Here is a 14,071-nt window from a genome sequence, read left to right as displayed (position 1 = left end):
TTCATGGCCCGTCTTTCGAGCGAACTGGTACTCAGCCTGACCGACCGCGTGTCCGGGCCAGCCCGTGGGGTGGACCGGGCGCTCGATCGGCTGGAGCGCCGCGAGCGCACCCTTGGGCGTCAATCGCGCATGACGGCGGACGAGGCGGTCGGGGCGGGGCGCGCGCAGAGCATGATGGTGGCCGGCGCCGCGCGTGTCCTAGCGCCGGTCGCGGGCGCGCTCTCGGCGGGTCAGGTCATCTCTTCGGCGGCCGACTTCGAATCGGCGATGACCGGCATTCAGAAAAAGGCCGGGACCTCGGCTGAAGAGACGCGACGCCTCGGCGAAGAGATCAAGGCGCTCTCCACCTCCGGCGAACTCGCCGTGCCGATCGAGGAGATTCTCGGCGCTTACGAACGCGGCGCGGCGGCGGGCATTCCGATCAACGAACTGAAGCAGTTCGCGGCCTTGTCGGTGAAAGCGGCCGACGCCTTCGAGATGCCTGCCGAGCAAGTCGGCAACTTCGCATCGAAGCTCAAGACCAGCATGGGCCTATCGGAAACGGCCATCAAGCGCGTCTTCGACTTGACCAATTCGCTCGCCGATAGCGGCATCTCCGACGAAAAGGACATCGTCGATTTTGTCGACCGTACCGGCGCGTCGCTGAAGACGCTTGGCCTCAACATGGATCAGACGCTCTCGCTGGGCTCGACGCTTCTGAACCTCGGCATGGGGTCCGAAGTGGCGTCGACGGCCATGGACGCCCTATCCACGAAGATGCTGACGGCCTCGACCCTGACCGGGCAGAGCCGGAAGACCTTCGAAAAGTACATGGGGCCGATCAAGAAGTTTTCGCGGGCGGTCCGGAAGGACGCAAACGGCGCCCTCTTGCAGATGCTCGACCGCATCAAGGGATTGAATGCGGAGCAGCGCATGGAATTCCTGTCCTCGTTCGTCGGGCAAGACCATGCCGGTAAGATCCTGCGCCTTGCCGAGGCCACCGATGAATATCGGCGCAACCTGGCGCTCGCCGCCGACGAGGCGAAGTGGACCAACTCCCTCGACACGGCCTACCAGCTGAAGCTCGATGATTTCTGGTCGCAATGGCAGCTCGTGAAGAACGCCTTTCGCGAACTGACGATCGACGCCGGCACGATGGGGCTACCGGCCTTGAAGCACGGGCTGGACGGTTTGCGCACGCTGATCGGCGAGATTGGCCAAGGTTTGCAGTCGTTGGAGGCCAAAATCGATTGGTCGGATGTCGAGGGAGCGAAGGCCGCTGTCGGCGATCTGGGCCGTGATCTCTCCAATCTCCTGCAGATGGACACCAAGGGCTCGACGCTCGGCACCTTCTTCAAGGATTTGGCCGGCCTCATCAACGAAACCACAGAGGCGGTCAAGGCGGCGGCGACGGAAGCCAAGGACATCGTAGCCTTCGTGAAGGATCCGCTCGGGTACATGCGGGACGAAGAGCGCATGAAGGCAACGGGTGAGCGCTGGGGCCTGTCCGAGTACCAGCGCCAGCAACAGGACTCGGGCTTCACCATCAAGGTTCCCGAGTTCCTGGGTGGTGCCCCCGCACCGGAACCGTCGCCCGAAAAGAAGGTCGAGCTGGCTCGAGACCAATCGGACCGGGAAGGACGCGCCACGTCGTCCAACCCGATCGAGGCTGTGCAGGCACGGGCTGCGATCGGGGCGCTTGGCGGCACCATGCCACCGCAGCCGCCGCGACGCGGCCCCGATCCGGTGCGTCGCGCCATCGGAGCGGCTGAGCGCGTCGGTGAAGAACAGGCCAATCTCAACCAAGCGAGGGGCCTGCCGCGATCCTACTATGGCAAGCGTCTCAAGGATGCGCAGGCGGAACTGGCCGATCTCTCTGCCGGCTTGCCGGAGACCGCCCGCCGCGATTTGGAGGCCTATGCCGCAGCAGTGGCGGCCGGCGGCGGGCAGGTGACGACCCAAGCACGGCAGATCGGCGAAAACATTCGATCGGCCCTGTCCGTCACGGCGACGCCGCAGGTCGACACGTCCGGCCTCGATGCCGCGCAGGCCAAAGTGGACCGGCTTCACCAGTCGCTTCAAGCGCTACCGGGCGCGGTGCAGGGTGCGGCCTTGAACGCCCAGCGCCGGGCCGAGGACTTCGAGGACCTCAACGCCGATCTCGGGAACTGACCCATGCTCTATCTTGTAGGCGCCGTGGCGCTCGACACCGCGCCCTTCTCGATCGACGAGATGGAGCGCACGGCCTCGGCCGATTTCGCCGTGAAACCGCTTCTGCGCAACAGCCCGCCGGTGCGCGAGTTCATGGGCGAGGGCGACGACACGATCACGCTCTCGGGCCAGCTTCTGCCCGAGCGCATCGGCGGCCTGACCGAGCTGGAAACGCTGCATGGCCTGCGTCGGGCCGGCCAGCGGCTGCCGGTGATGCGCGGTGATGGCCGAATGCTCGGCTGGTTCGTGATCACCGAGATCCGCGAACGCCACGCGCAGCTCGGCCGAAGCGGCATCGGCGGTATGCTGGAGCACACGCTGACGCTCGTGAAGGTCGATCCGGCGGGAGCGAGCCCGGCGCTGCTCGGCAGTCTCATCTCTCTGTTCGGGCTCCTGTGATGCCGACACGTTTGACCACACGCGGACGGCCGATGGTGCTGGACGAGATCCTCTCCGCGGAGTTCGGCGCCGAGCTGGCGCGCTTGCTTCTGACCGCGACGCTTGATCTCAACCCCGGCCTGGCCGAGCTCGGCCCCCATCTTCCACCCGGAACGGTGCTGTTGCTACCGGACCGACCGACTCAACCGGCGACGCGCGCCGTTGTCTCGTTATACGGGTGATCCATGAGCTGGTCGGTGGAATGGACCGTGTGGATCGATGGGCGCGACGCTAGCGGCGCCATGCGCCCGTATCTCATGGAAATCGAGGTCGCGGACCGGGACGGCACGGCGTCGGACACCTGCCGCCTGACCTTCGACGACAGCAGCGGACAAGCGCTTCTGCCGAAGGACGGCGCGACGGTCCGCGTCGCGATGAACGGCGTCCTCGTGTTCGAGGGCGTCGTGGACTCGACGCCGTGGACGCTGACACGCGGCGGCGGGCGGCTCCTGGAGATTTCGGCCAAGGGGCGCGATGCCAGAGGGAAAGCGAAGGAAGGGCAGCGCTGGCATCTGGATGATGCGACGCTTGGCGAGGCGCTCGAAAAAGGGGCCAAGGCGGCCGGGCTATCGCGCATCGTGGTCGATCCTGGGCTCGGCGCCATCCGGCGCGGCTACTGGTCTCCGGACGGCGCTTCGTTTCTCGGCTGGGCGACGAAACTTGGCAGGGAACTGGGGGCGACCTTCAAGATGCGCGGCGGCGTCGCGGTGTTCGCTGCGCGCGGGCAAGGGTTGAGTGCGAGTGGCGCGGCCATGCCGGTGGTTCATGCGACCATCCCCGGCAAGGTCATCTCGGTCAGACTCGACCCTGTGAAAGGCCGACCCCGATTCAAACAAGCGCGTATCCGGGCCTTCGACCGCAAGGCGGCAGCCTTCGTCGTGTCGGACGTCGCGTTCGAGGCGGGGGAGGGCGAGACCGCCAGCGAGGAACGACGCTTCGACGCCGCCGATGCGGATGAGGCGAAGGCGATCGGGCAGGGACGCAAAGCGGAGGCCGAGCGCGAGGGCGGCAACGGCTCGATCGAGATGGATCTGGAACCCTCGGCGCAGGCCGAGGGCACGTTGATCCTGTCCGGTGCGCGGCCTGGCATCGATGGCACCTATCGGATTGTGTCCGTCACCCATAGGGCGAGCCGGAGCGGCGGGGCCACCACTTCGCTGGAGGTAAAGCAGCCGCAGGGTGAGGCGGGGAAGGACAGACGATCCGCCCCCACTTTCTCAGCGCCAAGTTCCGTTCCGATCCCAACCCCGCGCCCCATTTGAAACTATGGAGATGGAGATGACGACGAGAGCCTATGACGTGTCCGATGATGTGCCGTTCGTGAATGGTGCTCCGGTACCCAAGGCCCGCGTGGTGCATCTGACGGATGCGGAAGCTGCGTTTGACCTTGGGCTTGGGCGTATCAAGCTCAACACAGGATCGAAACCGGCATTGCGAAGGCGGGCGATCGATGCTGAACCGACCAAGGACTGAGCGGGCCAATCGATCGGCGTGACCCTGGAACGAGTGCGGGAACCTTATAGGATCGGCATAAGGCCTCTCAAGGTCCCAATTTGACGGGCTCGGTTGTCATCATCTTTGAGCCAGTTAGACCAAGGTATGTTCTCGCGCCTGAGGCAGAGCTTCTTCGAACGGCAGCGTCAACATCACATTCCCTGCATCGTCCGAAATTTCAAACGTCCACCCGCCCAAAGGGCGCCCGGATTTCAGCGCCTCCGCCATGATCTCGCGAGCGGACTGAACAGCCTCCTCTCGCGCCTCAGCGAGAGAGGCGAATTCTTCACCGTCGGGGTCATCGATCAAAGTGCCACGTAAGCGCATGTTGAGATAAAACCGCATGTTCCAATCCGTTCAGCGTCGGTCTTTCGCTAAATGTGCGTCGCAGCTGACGTGCGGTAGGTGCGAAACCGTACAGTTACGCGGGCAATTGATTTCGGCACGAAACGTCTGGATGAATGGAGAGCGCCTTGATCCGCTCAGAGGGAGTTAGTCCGAGGATTGAGCGGATCCGCGAGACCGTGTCCCACGCCGCCTGGTGAACTAACGCTCGCCTCCTTTCCCTGACCGTCCATCCCGGCGCCCGTGTGGCGCCTTTTCCGCGTCTGGACCTTTCACATCTCTTCGCAAAGCATGGCTTCCCGCCGCGACGATGAAGCGCGTCATCATGCTTTGGACGGGCGGGCGCATGTTGCCTCCCTCCTCGACCGTCAGCCCTATCACCGGATCACGCTCGTGAACGCCGGCGAGGCATGGGTGCAAGCTGTTCACGAGGCCAAGCGCCGCGAAAGGCAGTTTTGGGGCTTGCCGCACTCTCGTGCTGGCTTTGGCGCAATAGCGCGGCCAGCTCGCCGGGTGGAGGACCAGCGCAGCATGGTCTGGCCTGCACAAAAGATTTGTCGAGTGTCGGCTGGAAATGACTGCGCCGCCTGACGGACGAGTCGGGCGGCGCAGTTTCAACCACTGTCTGCTGGGACTGCGGTCTAAGAGGATATGAACCGTAAGGCAGGATTACGAAACCTCTCGCCAGCTGGTTTCCCCTTACTGCGACAACCCACCACATCTCTTCATCCGGCGCCCGTGTGGCGCCTTTTTCATGTCTGGACCTTCCATGTCTCTTCCCAAATCGTGGCTTCCCGCCGCGACGATGACACGCGTCATCCTGCACTGGACGGGCGGGGCGCATGTCGCCTCCATCCTCGACCGTCAGCACTATCACCTGATCGTGGAGGGCGACGGCAACGTGGTGCGCGGGGATCTAGCGATCTTGGCCAACCAGGCGCCGATCCGGGGCAACTATGCCGCCCACACGCTCGGCTGCAACTCGGGCTCCATCGGCGTTTCCCTCGCTTCCATGGCCGGCGCCAAGGTAAACCCGTGGAACCCCGGATCGCATCCGACCACCGCCGAGCAATGGGCGGCTGGTGCGGAGATCGTCGCCGAGCTGTGCCAGCGCTACGCGATCCCGGTCACGCCGGAAACCGTGCTCTCCCACGCCGAGGTTCAAGAAACGCTCGGCATCCGTCAGCGCGGCAAATGGGACATCGCCCGGCTCGCCTTCGATCCGTCCGTGTTCGGAGCGCGTGTTGTCGGCGATCGGTTCCGGCGCGACGTGCAAGCCGCCCTCGATGGCGCGCGCAATCGGGCGACGGTGGAGCCGAAGGGCAAGGCGAAGGCGCCTGACGCCAACGCCATGGAGCTGGCGGCGATCGTCACGGCTCCTGTCCTCAACCTGCGCAAGACGGAGGATGGCGCGATCGTCGGCAAGCTGCCGCGCGGCACCCGCCTTGCCGTGCTCGACCACGATCGCGGCTGGAGCGAGGTCCGAACGCCTGCCGGCGTCCTCGGCTTCGTCGCCTCGAAATATCTTACCCTCGACGCCTGAAAGGACCGGACATGCGTGATCGTGCAAACAAGGCCGTCTCGGCCGCCGTCGTGGCCGGCCTCCAGGCCGCCGCCGCGTCTCCCTCCATCGCCCTGGAGCCCCAAGCCGTCTCGGCTGCGCGAGATGCGGTCTTGCGCGAGCTGGACCCCACGCTCCAGAACATCACGAACGCCGAGCCGCTGTGGCGCTCGCGCGTGATCTGGGGCGCGCTCCTGTCGGCGATCGGCGCGACGGCGGCGCTGATCGGGGTGCCGATCGCGGCCGAGCTGCAAAGCCGCATCCTCGACGTGATCATGCTGTGGGTGACGCTGATCGGGCTTGTGTCAGGCCCGGCGCTGACGCTCTGGGGGCGGCTGCGCGCGCGCAAGCCGATCGGCAGCTCGCCGGCCTCTGCCGAGCGAGACAGGACGGCGCAATGATCGCCGTCTTCGTCCGCGAGGCGGGCGGGCATCTGGCGGACAGTCTGAGGGCCAAGGCGCTGGAATGGGTCTGCACCCTGGCCGCCTTCCTGTTCGGCTATTCGCTGGCGCAATCGGCCGACACGTTCGCCCTCTCGCCGTCCTACGCCATGATGGATCGCATGGTGACGGCGGCCGGGCTGACGGAGAACGCCGTGGGCTGGCTGGTGATGGGCTTCGCGCTCATCCGCTTCGCCGTGCTCGGCTACAACGGGTTGTGGCATTCCTCGCCGATCGCGCGGCGCTGGATGGCCTTCGCCTCGGCGCTTCTCTGGTGGTTCATCTTCATGGGCTTTTGGGCGGCGGTCGGATTCGCCGCGACCGGTGCCGGTTCTTACCTCGCCTTCCTTGTGGGCGAGGTCATCAGCACCGTCCGGTGCTCGTATGAGGTCGGCAAGATGCCAAGCGTTGTAAGGGGTCGAAGCGTCGATGCAGCCCATTCCCGGCACTGAGACCCTGCACCCCTGGGCGCAGCTTGCCGGTGCCATTGCCTTTGCCATCGTCATGGGCGCATTCATGGCGTGGAGCCAGTTTCGGGGGCGGCGGGAGGCGCTGAAGAGCACGGCGCAAAGCGAGGAGACGGCGAGATCCACCGCGACGGCGCTCGTGGCCGTCACGCCTACGGCCGACCGGCTGACGCAAGACACGCTCATCCAGACCCTCGCCGCGATCCGCGACACGCTCGATCGCATCAACGATCGGATGGAGGAAGACGAACGTCACCGCGAGGCGGCCGAGCAAGCCGAGCTGGCTTACCTTCGCCGGCTCGCAAATGAGATTAGGCATGCGCCCTAAAAGCCTCGGCTTCTGCCTTTGTCGTCATCGCGGGTTGGAGCTTGCTCTCGTGTCGCAATGCAAAGCATCACGCGACCTGAAGGCTTCTTAGTACCGGCAGGGCCTTCGTTTCGAACGTCCTAGCGCGCAAAAGAAGTTCAGCTCGGTTCTCTTCAGGGGTGCTGAGCGGCGCGCCGTCCTTCACGATCCGCTGACCTTGCGCAAGGAGAACGCCGAGCGCGAATTCCACCCAGTCGTCTGCGCGTTTGGCTCCAATCTCGGCAGAGAGAAGGAAAAGCTGAGAGAAGCGGTCCACCGGAATACCGCTGCCCGTCACGGGCGAGGCTAAGAACCCAAGGTCGGCGCTATCGCGCGCCCGCTCCATTACCGCGCGGTTGAAAGCGCGAGTGGAGGTTCGACGCTTACCTTCATCCTTAAGCGGCAAACAGGGCTGCAAATGGTTCGCCCCAACAAGGATGGTCAACGCCTGCGTCACGCGATTCCAGCCGAGCTTGTCGATCGCCGGCTCGGAGGCCATCTGCCGCAGCGTCTTCGGTCCGGCTGCCAGCGAGTCCAGAATGGGATTGTAGACATCTGGAGCCAGATTAGCCTCGCCAAGCGTGCCGCGCACGGTGAGCGTAACGTCATCGCGAGGCGTGGAGAGGGCGAAACGCTGATTTAGCCATTGTTCGCGCGCCAAACGCGGCGAGAGTGGCAAGGGCCCTTTAACGAAAATATCGCGTCGAAACTGCTGATTGACGATGAAGTCCTTCACCGTCTCGCGCTTGGCAGGATCGCCGATCTCGGCGAGGATCGCGCTCTGCTCCGGTGTGAGATTGACCGCGTCTACGCCTTCCAAGAGACCGGCCGAGCCGAGAAAGGTCAGTTTCGCTTCTGCCAATTCTGCCGCAACGTCCGCATGATAGAAGGGCGCCCAATCTCGATTGAAATATTCATGTGCGAGATAGGAGCGATCCTGTGCCTTGATCCGCTCGAACCGATCGACCTGTCCAGGATTAGCTCGGAAGAAGTTAGCGCCGGACCCCTTCAATCGATCAACGAAAGTGAGTGCATCTTCAATGCGCGGGGTAATCGGACCATTCGTCTGAGATGCGTGATCGACGAAGAGACGACGCAGCGACATCCCCCCTGCCCAACCCGGCAAGGCATTATAGGAGATGTAAACAAGTCCACCAACGTCGAGCTTGCTTCGTATGAACGCTGAGATGGCCGAGCGATTCGTGTCGTTTATCCACGACCATATGCCGTGCAAGACAATGATATTGAACCGGTCCGGGAGATCCGGGTTGGAAGATAGCTCGGAAAAGCTGAGATCGGAAAAGCGAATATTTGCCAGCGATGCGTCCGCAGCCAATGTACGAGCGCCGCATATCTGGGTCGGGTTGAAGTCGATCGCTACGAAATCGTGCTGAGGATTTGCCGCCGCGAGGATATTGGCCGTGAATCCTTGGCCGCAACCAAGTTCGCAAATCTGCAAGCGTGAGGTGCTTTCGCTTTGCGTCGCCGAGTTACCGTAAACGGTCGCCGAGAAGTTCAGCAGTTGGGGCGACAGTTCGCGATAGAAACCGAAGGTGTAAGCCAGCTCCGAAACATAGCCGGATGACCAAGCGACCGAAAGTGACATCATTGATCCGATGATTTGTGGTTTTTTACCATCCGACAAATCTTACGTATCAGCAATGCTCTAACTGAAATTCTACCAAAAAGGAGAAGGACCCACCTAACGGTGAGCCCTCCATTGTCTACACTCGAAAGCGGCGGTTGGCCCGCCACATCAGGTTAGAAGGTAAGCGCGTTACCCGTTGCGTCGAACGTCGCCGTGGAAAGGTCGAGCGTGCCGGTGAGCTTGACGACGAAATCCGTCGCGGCCGCGTAAGCACCGTTCGTCTGATCGTTCACAACGTAGGTGTCGCCACCGTACTGGAACCACTTGACGAGACCGTTCGTCCCGCCATCGCCAGCTGCTGCGAGGGTCACTGCGCCATCGAGTGTCGTAGCCGTCGAGACGTCCACTTTCGCGCTGGTGAAGGTTTCCGCGCCCTTGTTCGCGAAGGTGATGGACTCACCCTTCGAGAAGTCGGTGATCGTCGAGTCGATCGTCTGGCCGCTGTTCACCGAGAGCGAAACGTCGAACTTGTCGACGCCAGCGCCACCCGTCAGTGTGTCAGCACCGCCGCCCGTCTTGATAACGTCCGCACCCGAACCACCGATAAGGATGTCGGCCTTCGCCGAACCCGTCACGTTCAGGGCGCCCGTGAACGCCGATGCATCGACCTTCGAGCCAGTGGTGGTACCTGCAACGGTGAACGTCAGGCCAGCGTTGCCGGTCACGACGATATTCGAGTTGTCGGCGTTCGCGAAAGTGGTGATCGTGTTGGTGTTAGCAACCGAACCATTGTTCGTCGAAGCGAGGTTGACCGTCGTCGCGCCGCTGAGCGTGAGCGTGGCGACCGTGTGATTTGCAGCGGTCGAAGCCGAGTTGTTCAGCGTAACGTTGGCAGTGGACTGGCCAACAGCGTTGCCAATGGAAACTTCCGTCACATCAACGCTGGTGTTGATGTTGAAGTTGTTTGCGTTGGTCGCGTTGGTGAACTTCGTCGTCCCGGCGTTATCGACCGAGAAGTTCTTGAGCGCCGTAACCTGCGATACGTCAACCGTGGCACCGTCGGTGCCGAGGGACAGCGTTTCGAAGTTCACGGCCTTGTTGATGCCGGCATAGTTGATCGTGGTGGTGTCGTTGATGCGCAGAACGTCGGTGCCCGCACCGCCATCGAGCGTATCGGTGTTGGTGAGCGCGCCGGCCTTGAAGATCACCGTGTCGTTGCCGGTGCCGCCCGTGAACTTCAGGTCGTTATTGGCAGCAATACCGCTCTGATCGATCGTCACGCCGCCCGTCGAGCCCGAAGCGTCGATCGTCTTGAGCGCAGCGAGGCTCTCAGTGATCGAGAGCGCCTTGTCGCCCGCGAGTGTTAGCGTCGCGAGGTTCGCACCGGTGTTGGCGAGCGTGATGGTGCTCGCAGCGCCCGTCGCGGTCAGCTTGAGAGCCGTGCCAGCCGAGGTCAGGTCCAGCGTAACGTCCGTGGACACGTTGTTTAGTGTCGCAGCGGTCGCGCCGTTCAGGTTGATCGTCGACGTGGTGCCAGCCGCAGTTCCCTTGACATTCGTCAGCGAAACCGCCTGCGAGGCGGTCGCCTTGAACGTGAAGGCATCGCCGTCAGCAAGAGCTGCGGGGCTATCAACAGCGACAGTCGTGATGCCAGCGTTTGCCGACACATCGAACGTCGAGCCGTTCTTGAGCGTGCCACCATTGACGTAAAGCGTCTCGACGTTCGTGATGTTCGAGGTCGGGACCGTGCTGACGTCCGTTGTGGACGTAACGAAAACGCGAACGGTATCGTTACCAGCGCCACCATTGATGCTGTCAGCGATGGTAAACTGCGCGGTCGTGCCGGTGTTGTCTGCGGTGATCGTGTCGTTGCCGGTCGTGCCAACGATGTTGTCGACGCCCGTGGTGAGAACGAGCGACGAGCCGGTGGCGCCAGCGTTGCCGAACGGGCCGGTAACAGTCGTGCCGTTCGCGAGGGTCGCGACGCGACCTTCGAACTGGCCGAACTGCACGAAATGCTGGTAGGCGTTCTTGAACGTGCCGGCCTTGATCGCCGCATCGACGTCCGAGTAAGTCGTGCGGTAGGCGGCTTCGTTGAAGTCGTCAGCGCCGCCGTTGTTGTTCAGGTCGATCGCGTTCTTCTCAGCAGCGTTCGCGAAACGGCCTTCAGCAGCGCCGTTGTTCAGGAAGTGCGTGAGCGGATTGATACCAGCCTTCGCCACGTCCGGGTAGGTGCCCAGGTAGAACGAGGTGTTGAAGAAGGCGTTCGGGTTGCGGCCTTCGAAACGGCCGTTCAGCTGGTAGTGCTGCGCGCCGCTCGCGAAAACGCCACGGGAAACCGCCGCAGCGACGTCCGGGTTCTGCGAGAGGTAGAAGCTTTCGTCAAAGCCGATAGTGTTCGACATTTGGAGTCTCCGTTGTCGTAGGTCGGGACCGGCGCCGGTCCCCATGGCTGCTCAGTGTCTCGGCCGCCATCTCATCGCTCCGCGCCGCTGGAAACGAGCGATGAAATAGCGTCCGAACGCGCAGATCTGGATTGGGTGTCCCCCCACTCCAAGCACCCCGGTTGGGGCTCTCCCTGCTCGGTGTCCGATGTATAGGGATTACTGTAGTCCGGCAAGCCCTGCCGCAGAGGGTCAGTGGGTGGGGTGTGGCGCTTAAGCCGCAATAGGGGAGGGTGAAACCGGTAAAATCCTAAGGTTCCTCAGGCCCGGGACAGGCTCGGCCTCTTCTGGAAAAATTTTAGCCGCCGATGATCCCGTGGGGCCGGCGATCCTTGAAGATGATTCCGTAGGTGATGGGTTCGTAATAGGAGAGCAGCGTCGCGACGAATTCGCGGGTGTCCATGCGCAGGGCGCGCGCCCAGTCATGGTAGTGCTCCTGGGGGATGCGACGTTTGCCGGTCTCGACCTGAGACACGAAGGTTTTCAACTCGAACTTCACCAGTTTCGCAAACTCCGCCTGTGACAGTCCGACGGTCTCGCGCTGCTTCTGCAGCCAAGCACCGCATTCCCTGCGGAGTCGCTCCTTCTCGGCTTCCTGGTCTTTTCCCTTGGTCGCCATTCGGCGTGTCCCTTGTCGGTGCGAGTTGACGGCGCTGCCGGTGTCAGGCTTCGGTCGCGCCTTCGCGCGAAGGGGCGCTGGTCCGAAAGGCGAGGGGCTACGCTTTCAAACGGCGGTCGCGCCGCTCTGGCGCGGGTCCTGGAAAATGATCTCGTAGGTGATCGGATCATAGTAGGACATCAGCGTCGCCACGAACTCACGCGGGTCCATGCGCAGGGCGTTGGCCCAATCCAGATAGCGCTCATAGGGAACGCGTCCGCGACCGGCTTCGATCTGCGAGATGAAGGAGAGGTACTTCACGTCCAGAGCCTTCGCCAGTTCGCGCTGAGAGAGGCCGGCTTCCAAGCGCATCTTCTGAAGCCATGCGCCGCCTTCCTCGCGGAGGCGCTGCCGCTCGGGGTCCTGAAGGATTGTTTGAACGGCCATTCGTAGACTCGTTGTGCGTCGCGATGCGGCAGGGGCCGGTATTCGGTCGAGGATGGAGCCTTTTTAGCTAAGTGCCTACCCCAAGCAAACATCTTATCCAGCGTTTCCTGTTCGCCGATTATTCTCTTCGCTGGTGAAAAACAACGGGACGTTTGCTGGCGCCGCGTCTGACGCAAAAAAACCCGCCGTCCGAAGACGGCGGGCTTCATTCAAAGCTTGTCGAGTGGAAAGTTATCAGACGGAGAGAGGCGTCCCGATAACGTTGTCTGCCGTGAACGCAACGCCTGTCACCTGAATGAGTAGATCGCCGTTGAGGCCGCCCTCGGCAACGTCGCCATAGACGTAGCGCGCACCGTCGAAGGTGAACTGAGCGTAGTTGGTGACGTTCGTAACGTCTCCCGCTCCAGCTGTTACGTTGGCAACTGCCGCTACGGCTTCCGCCAACGAGTCTGCACCCGACACAGCGTTATTCACAAGGTTCTGAGCTGTGAAGCCGGTGAAGCCCGCGAGGTTGAGGACGTCGCTGGCATCGAAGTCGGTAATGACAATGCTGTTACCCACAAGGGAGGTCACATTGTTTTCCGTCGAGGTAACGACGTTGCCACCACCGATCGCAAACAGGTCGGAACCCGCACCGCCGGTCAGCGTGATCTGCACGGCGTCGGCATCGGTTCCAAGCTCTTCGGCCGTGACTACGATGATGTCGTCGCCGGCGCCGAGCGCGATCGTGACGTCGTTGGTGTAGCGAGACGTGCCGGTGATTACCAGGTCATCGCCCGAACCGCCGATGATCGAGGAGAGCGCAATCTCGCTAGTCCCACCAATGAGCGACGCCACTAGGCCGCCGGTCGAACCGGACGCATCGATCGTCTCGATATTGCCGAAACCGGTTCCGACCTCGATGATCGTGTTCGTCGAAAGCGACAGGTTCAGCGTCTCGATGCCTGTCGGGCCCCCGGCGCCATCAATGTTGAGGTTGAGGGTGCCGATGGAGTCGTAGTCGAGACCGTAGAGTTCGCCGCGGGCGTCGTCAGCGATCTCCGCAGTCGCCAGGCTACCCGAGACCGTCACCGAGTCGAGGCCTCGGCCAGTCACGGTGATGACAGTTTCGGCGGTCTCGCCAGCTTCTGCGACCGTGGTGTTTTCGAGAGCGATCGAAGCGTTATCCGCAGCGGCCTGATAGCCGACCGAGAAAGCCTGCTCGTTTGCGATGTCACGGAAGCCAGCGGTCTGGCCTTCTGCAAGGTTCGTGATGGCTGCTTCGTTGTTGACCTGCCAGATCTGCTGAGCGGCCGTACCGAATACACGCGCGTCAACGCCACCCGAAACAGCGTTGCCGTTTCCGAGAAGGTTGATGATCTCGATGTTCGAGATGGAGACGTTTCCAGGAATGCCGTTGTTGCCGCCGACGACGAGGTTCAGCGTATCGGTGCCTGCGCCGCCGTCGATCGAGTCGAACGTGTTGATCGTGTTGCTCGCACCGCTGGTCAGGATGCCCTGGAACGTGTCGTTGCCGGACGTGCCAACCAGATTGTCGACGCCCGTCGTGAGCGTGAAGGTGTTGCCGGCGCCCGGAACCGTACCGGAGTTCGCGAACGGACCCGTGATGGTCGTGCCGTTCGAGAGGGTCGCGACGCGGCCTTCGAACTGACCGAACTGGACGAAGTGCTGGTAGGCGCTGGTGAACGTGCCGGCTTTGATGGCCGCGTCGAC

General features: G+C 62.7%; 15 protein-coding genes. 9 read left to right on the top strand and 6 right to left on the bottom strand.

Annotated features, from left to right (window positions below; genetic code table 11):
• Window positions 1–3: 3 nt before the first annotated feature.
• The 5 genes from B146_RS0122305 (at window position 4) to B146_RS29215 (ending at window position 4,101) form a co-directional block, all read left to right on the top strand.
• Window positions 4–2,151 (top strand): phage tail tape measure protein, encoded by a 2,148-nt coding sequence (locus tag B146_RS0122305; protein WP_019998704.1) that lies wholly within the window; start codon window positions 4–6, stop codon window positions 2,149–2,151.
• 3 nt (window positions 2,152–2,154) lie between these two features.
• The gene (locus B146_RS0122300; protein ID WP_019998703.1) at window positions 2,155–2,589 is read left to right on the top strand and encodes a phage tail protein; all 435 of its coding nucleotides are present in this window, start codon (window positions 2,155–2,157) and stop codon (window positions 2,587–2,589) included.
• A gap of 32 nt (window positions 2,590–2,621) precedes the next feature.
• Complete coding sequence (locus tag B146_RS0122295) at window positions 2,622–2,810, top strand: tail protein X (protein WP_019998702.1); 189 nt, start codon at window positions 2,622–2,624, stop codon at window positions 2,808–2,810.
• Between the two features lie 192 nt (window positions 2,811–3,002).
• The gene (locus B146_RS27115; RefSeq protein WP_244498208.1) at window positions 3,003–3,890 is read left to right on the top strand and encodes a phage late control D family protein; all 888 of its coding nucleotides are present in this window, start codon (window positions 3,003–3,005) and stop codon (window positions 3,888–3,890) included.
• A 16-nt stretch (window positions 3,891–3,906) separates the two neighbouring features.
• Window positions 3,907–4,101: a hypothetical protein gene (locus B146_RS29215; protein ID WP_155897665.1), complete on the top strand. Its 195-nt coding sequence runs from the start codon at window positions 3,907–3,909 to the stop codon at window positions 4,099–4,101.
• A gap of 114 nt (window positions 4,102–4,215) precedes the next feature.
• Here the strand turns inward: B146_RS29215 and B146_RS0122280 are convergent, their stop codons facing one another.
• A complete protein-coding gene (locus B146_RS0122280; protein WP_019998700.1) occupies window positions 4,216–4,467 on the bottom strand; it encodes a DUF6894 family protein in 252 nt (83 codons plus the stop codon).
• 769 nt (window positions 4,468–5,236) lie between these two features.
• On the opposite strand from B146_RS0122280, the gene B146_RS27110 reads away from it, so the two are divergent.
• The 4 genes from B146_RS27110 to B146_RS0122255 are packed head-to-tail and all read left to right on the top strand — an operon-like array spanning window position 5,237 to window position 7,263.
• Window positions 5,237–6,010, top strand: coding sequence for an N-acetylmuramoyl-L-alanine amidase (locus tag B146_RS27110; RefSeq protein ID WP_155897664.1), 774 nt, complete (start codon window positions 5,237–5,239; stop codon window positions 6,008–6,010).
• An 11-nt stretch (window positions 6,011–6,021) separates the two neighbouring features.
• Window positions 6,022–6,429, top strand: a complete 408-nt coding sequence (locus B146_RS0122265) for a hypothetical protein (protein ID WP_019998698.1) — start codon at window positions 6,022–6,024, stop codon at window positions 6,427–6,429.
• Entirely contained in the window at window positions 6,426–6,920 is a 495-nt protein-coding gene (locus tag B146_RS0122260) for a hypothetical protein (RefSeq protein ID WP_019998697.1), read from the top strand. Before B146_RS0122265 ends, B146_RS0122260 begins: the two co-directional genes overlap by 4 nt.
• Window positions 6,898–7,263 carry a hypothetical protein gene (locus B146_RS0122255; protein ID WP_019998696.1) on the top strand — a complete coding sequence of 122 codons (366 nt, stop codon included), beginning with the start codon at window positions 6,898–6,900 and terminating at the stop codon, window positions 7,261–7,263. Before B146_RS0122260 ends, B146_RS0122255 begins: the two co-directional genes overlap by 23 nt.
• 67 nt (window positions 7,264–7,330) lie before the next feature.
• On the opposite strand, the gene B146_RS0122250 is transcribed toward B146_RS0122255, so the two are convergent.
• The 5 genes from B146_RS0122250 to B146_RS29430 all read right to left on the bottom strand — a co-directional run.
• A complete protein-coding gene (locus B146_RS0122250; RefSeq protein ID WP_162141968.1) occupies window positions 7,331–8,887 on the bottom strand; it encodes a class I SAM-dependent methyltransferase in 1,557 nt (518 codons plus the stop codon).
• Window positions 8,888–9,042: 155 nt separating this feature from the next.
• A complete protein-coding gene (locus B146_RS0122245; RefSeq protein ID WP_019998694.1) occupies window positions 9,043–11,274 on the bottom strand; it encodes a beta strand repeat-containing protein in 2,232 nt (743 codons plus the stop codon).
• 337 nt (window positions 11,275–11,611) lie between these two features.
• A complete protein-coding gene (locus tag B146_RS0122240) occupies window positions 11,612–11,932 on the bottom strand; it encodes a helix-turn-helix domain-containing protein (protein WP_019998693.1) in 321 nt (106 codons plus the stop codon).
• 105 nt (window positions 11,933–12,037) lie between these two features.
• Window positions 12,038–12,358, bottom strand: a complete 321-nt coding sequence (locus tag B146_RS0122235; RefSeq protein ID WP_019998692.1) for a helix-turn-helix domain-containing protein — start codon at window positions 12,356–12,358, stop codon at window positions 12,038–12,040.
• 234 nt (window positions 12,359–12,592) lie between these two features.
• Window positions 12,593–14,071, bottom strand: a 1,479-nt coding sequence (locus tag B146_RS29430) for a beta strand repeat-containing protein (protein WP_019998691.1), incomplete at its 5' end; no start/stop codon positions are given.

Source organism: Aureimonas ureilytica DSM 18598 = NBRC 106430, assembly GCF_000382705.1.
GTDB lineage: Bacteria > Pseudomonadota > Alphaproteobacteria > Rhizobiales > Rhizobiaceae > Aureimonas > Aureimonas ureilytica.
This window is presented reverse-complemented; position numbering and strand designations above follow the sequence as displayed.

Excerpts from the sequence above, each read along its gene's own strand:
- B146_RS27110 (WP_155897664.1), top strand. The coding sequence starts at position 5,237 with ATGTCTCTTCCCAAATCGTGGCTTCCCGCCGCGACGATGACACGCGTC.
- B146_RS0122245 (WP_019998694.1), bottom strand. The coding sequence starts at position 11,274 with ATGTCGAACACTATCGGCTTTGACGAAAGCTTCTACCTCTCGCAGAAC.
- B146_RS0122295 (WP_019998702.1), top strand. The coding sequence starts at position 2,622 with ATGGTGCTGGACGAGATCCTCTCCGCGGAGTTCGGCGCCGAGCTGGCG.
- B146_RS0122265 (WP_019998698.1), top strand. The coding sequence starts at position 6,022 with ATGCGTGATCGTGCAAACAAGGCCGTCTCGGCCGCCGTCGTGGCCGGC.
- B146_RS0122280 (WP_019998700.1), bottom strand. The coding sequence starts at position 4,467 with ATGCGGTTTTATCTCAACATGCGCTTACGTGGCACTTTGATCGATGAC.
- B146_RS0122260 (WP_019998697.1), top strand. The coding sequence starts at position 6,426 with ATGATCGCCGTCTTCGTCCGCGAGGCGGGCGGGCATCTGGCGGACAGT.
- B146_RS0122250 (WP_162141968.1), bottom strand. The coding sequence starts at position 8,887 with ATGTCACTTTCGGTCGCTTGGTCATCCGGCTATGTTTCGGAGCTGGCT.
- B146_RS0122255 (WP_019998696.1), top strand. The coding sequence starts at position 6,898 with ATGCAGCCCATTCCCGGCACTGAGACCCTGCACCCCTGGGCGCAGCTT.
- B146_RS0122305 (WP_019998704.1), top strand. The coding sequence starts at position 4 with ATGGCCCGTCTTTCGAGCGAACTGGTACTCAGCCTGACCGACCGCGTG.
- B146_RS0122300 (WP_019998703.1), top strand. The coding sequence starts at position 2,155 with ATGCTCTATCTTGTAGGCGCCGTGGCGCTCGACACCGCGCCCTTCTCG.
- B146_RS29215 (WP_155897665.1), top strand. The coding sequence starts at position 3,907 with ATGACGACGAGAGCCTATGACGTGTCCGATGATGTGCCGTTCGTGAAT.
- B146_RS0122240 (WP_019998693.1), bottom strand. The coding sequence starts at position 11,932 with ATGGCGACCAAGGGAAAAGACCAGGAAGCCGAGAAGGAGCGACTCCGC.
- B146_RS27115 (WP_244498208.1), top strand. The coding sequence starts at position 3,003 with ATGAACGGCGTCCTCGTGTTCGAGGGCGTCGTGGACTCGACGCCGTGG.
- B146_RS0122235 (WP_019998692.1), bottom strand. The coding sequence starts at position 12,358 with ATGGCCGTTCAAACAATCCTTCAGGACCCCGAGCGGCAGCGCCTCCGC.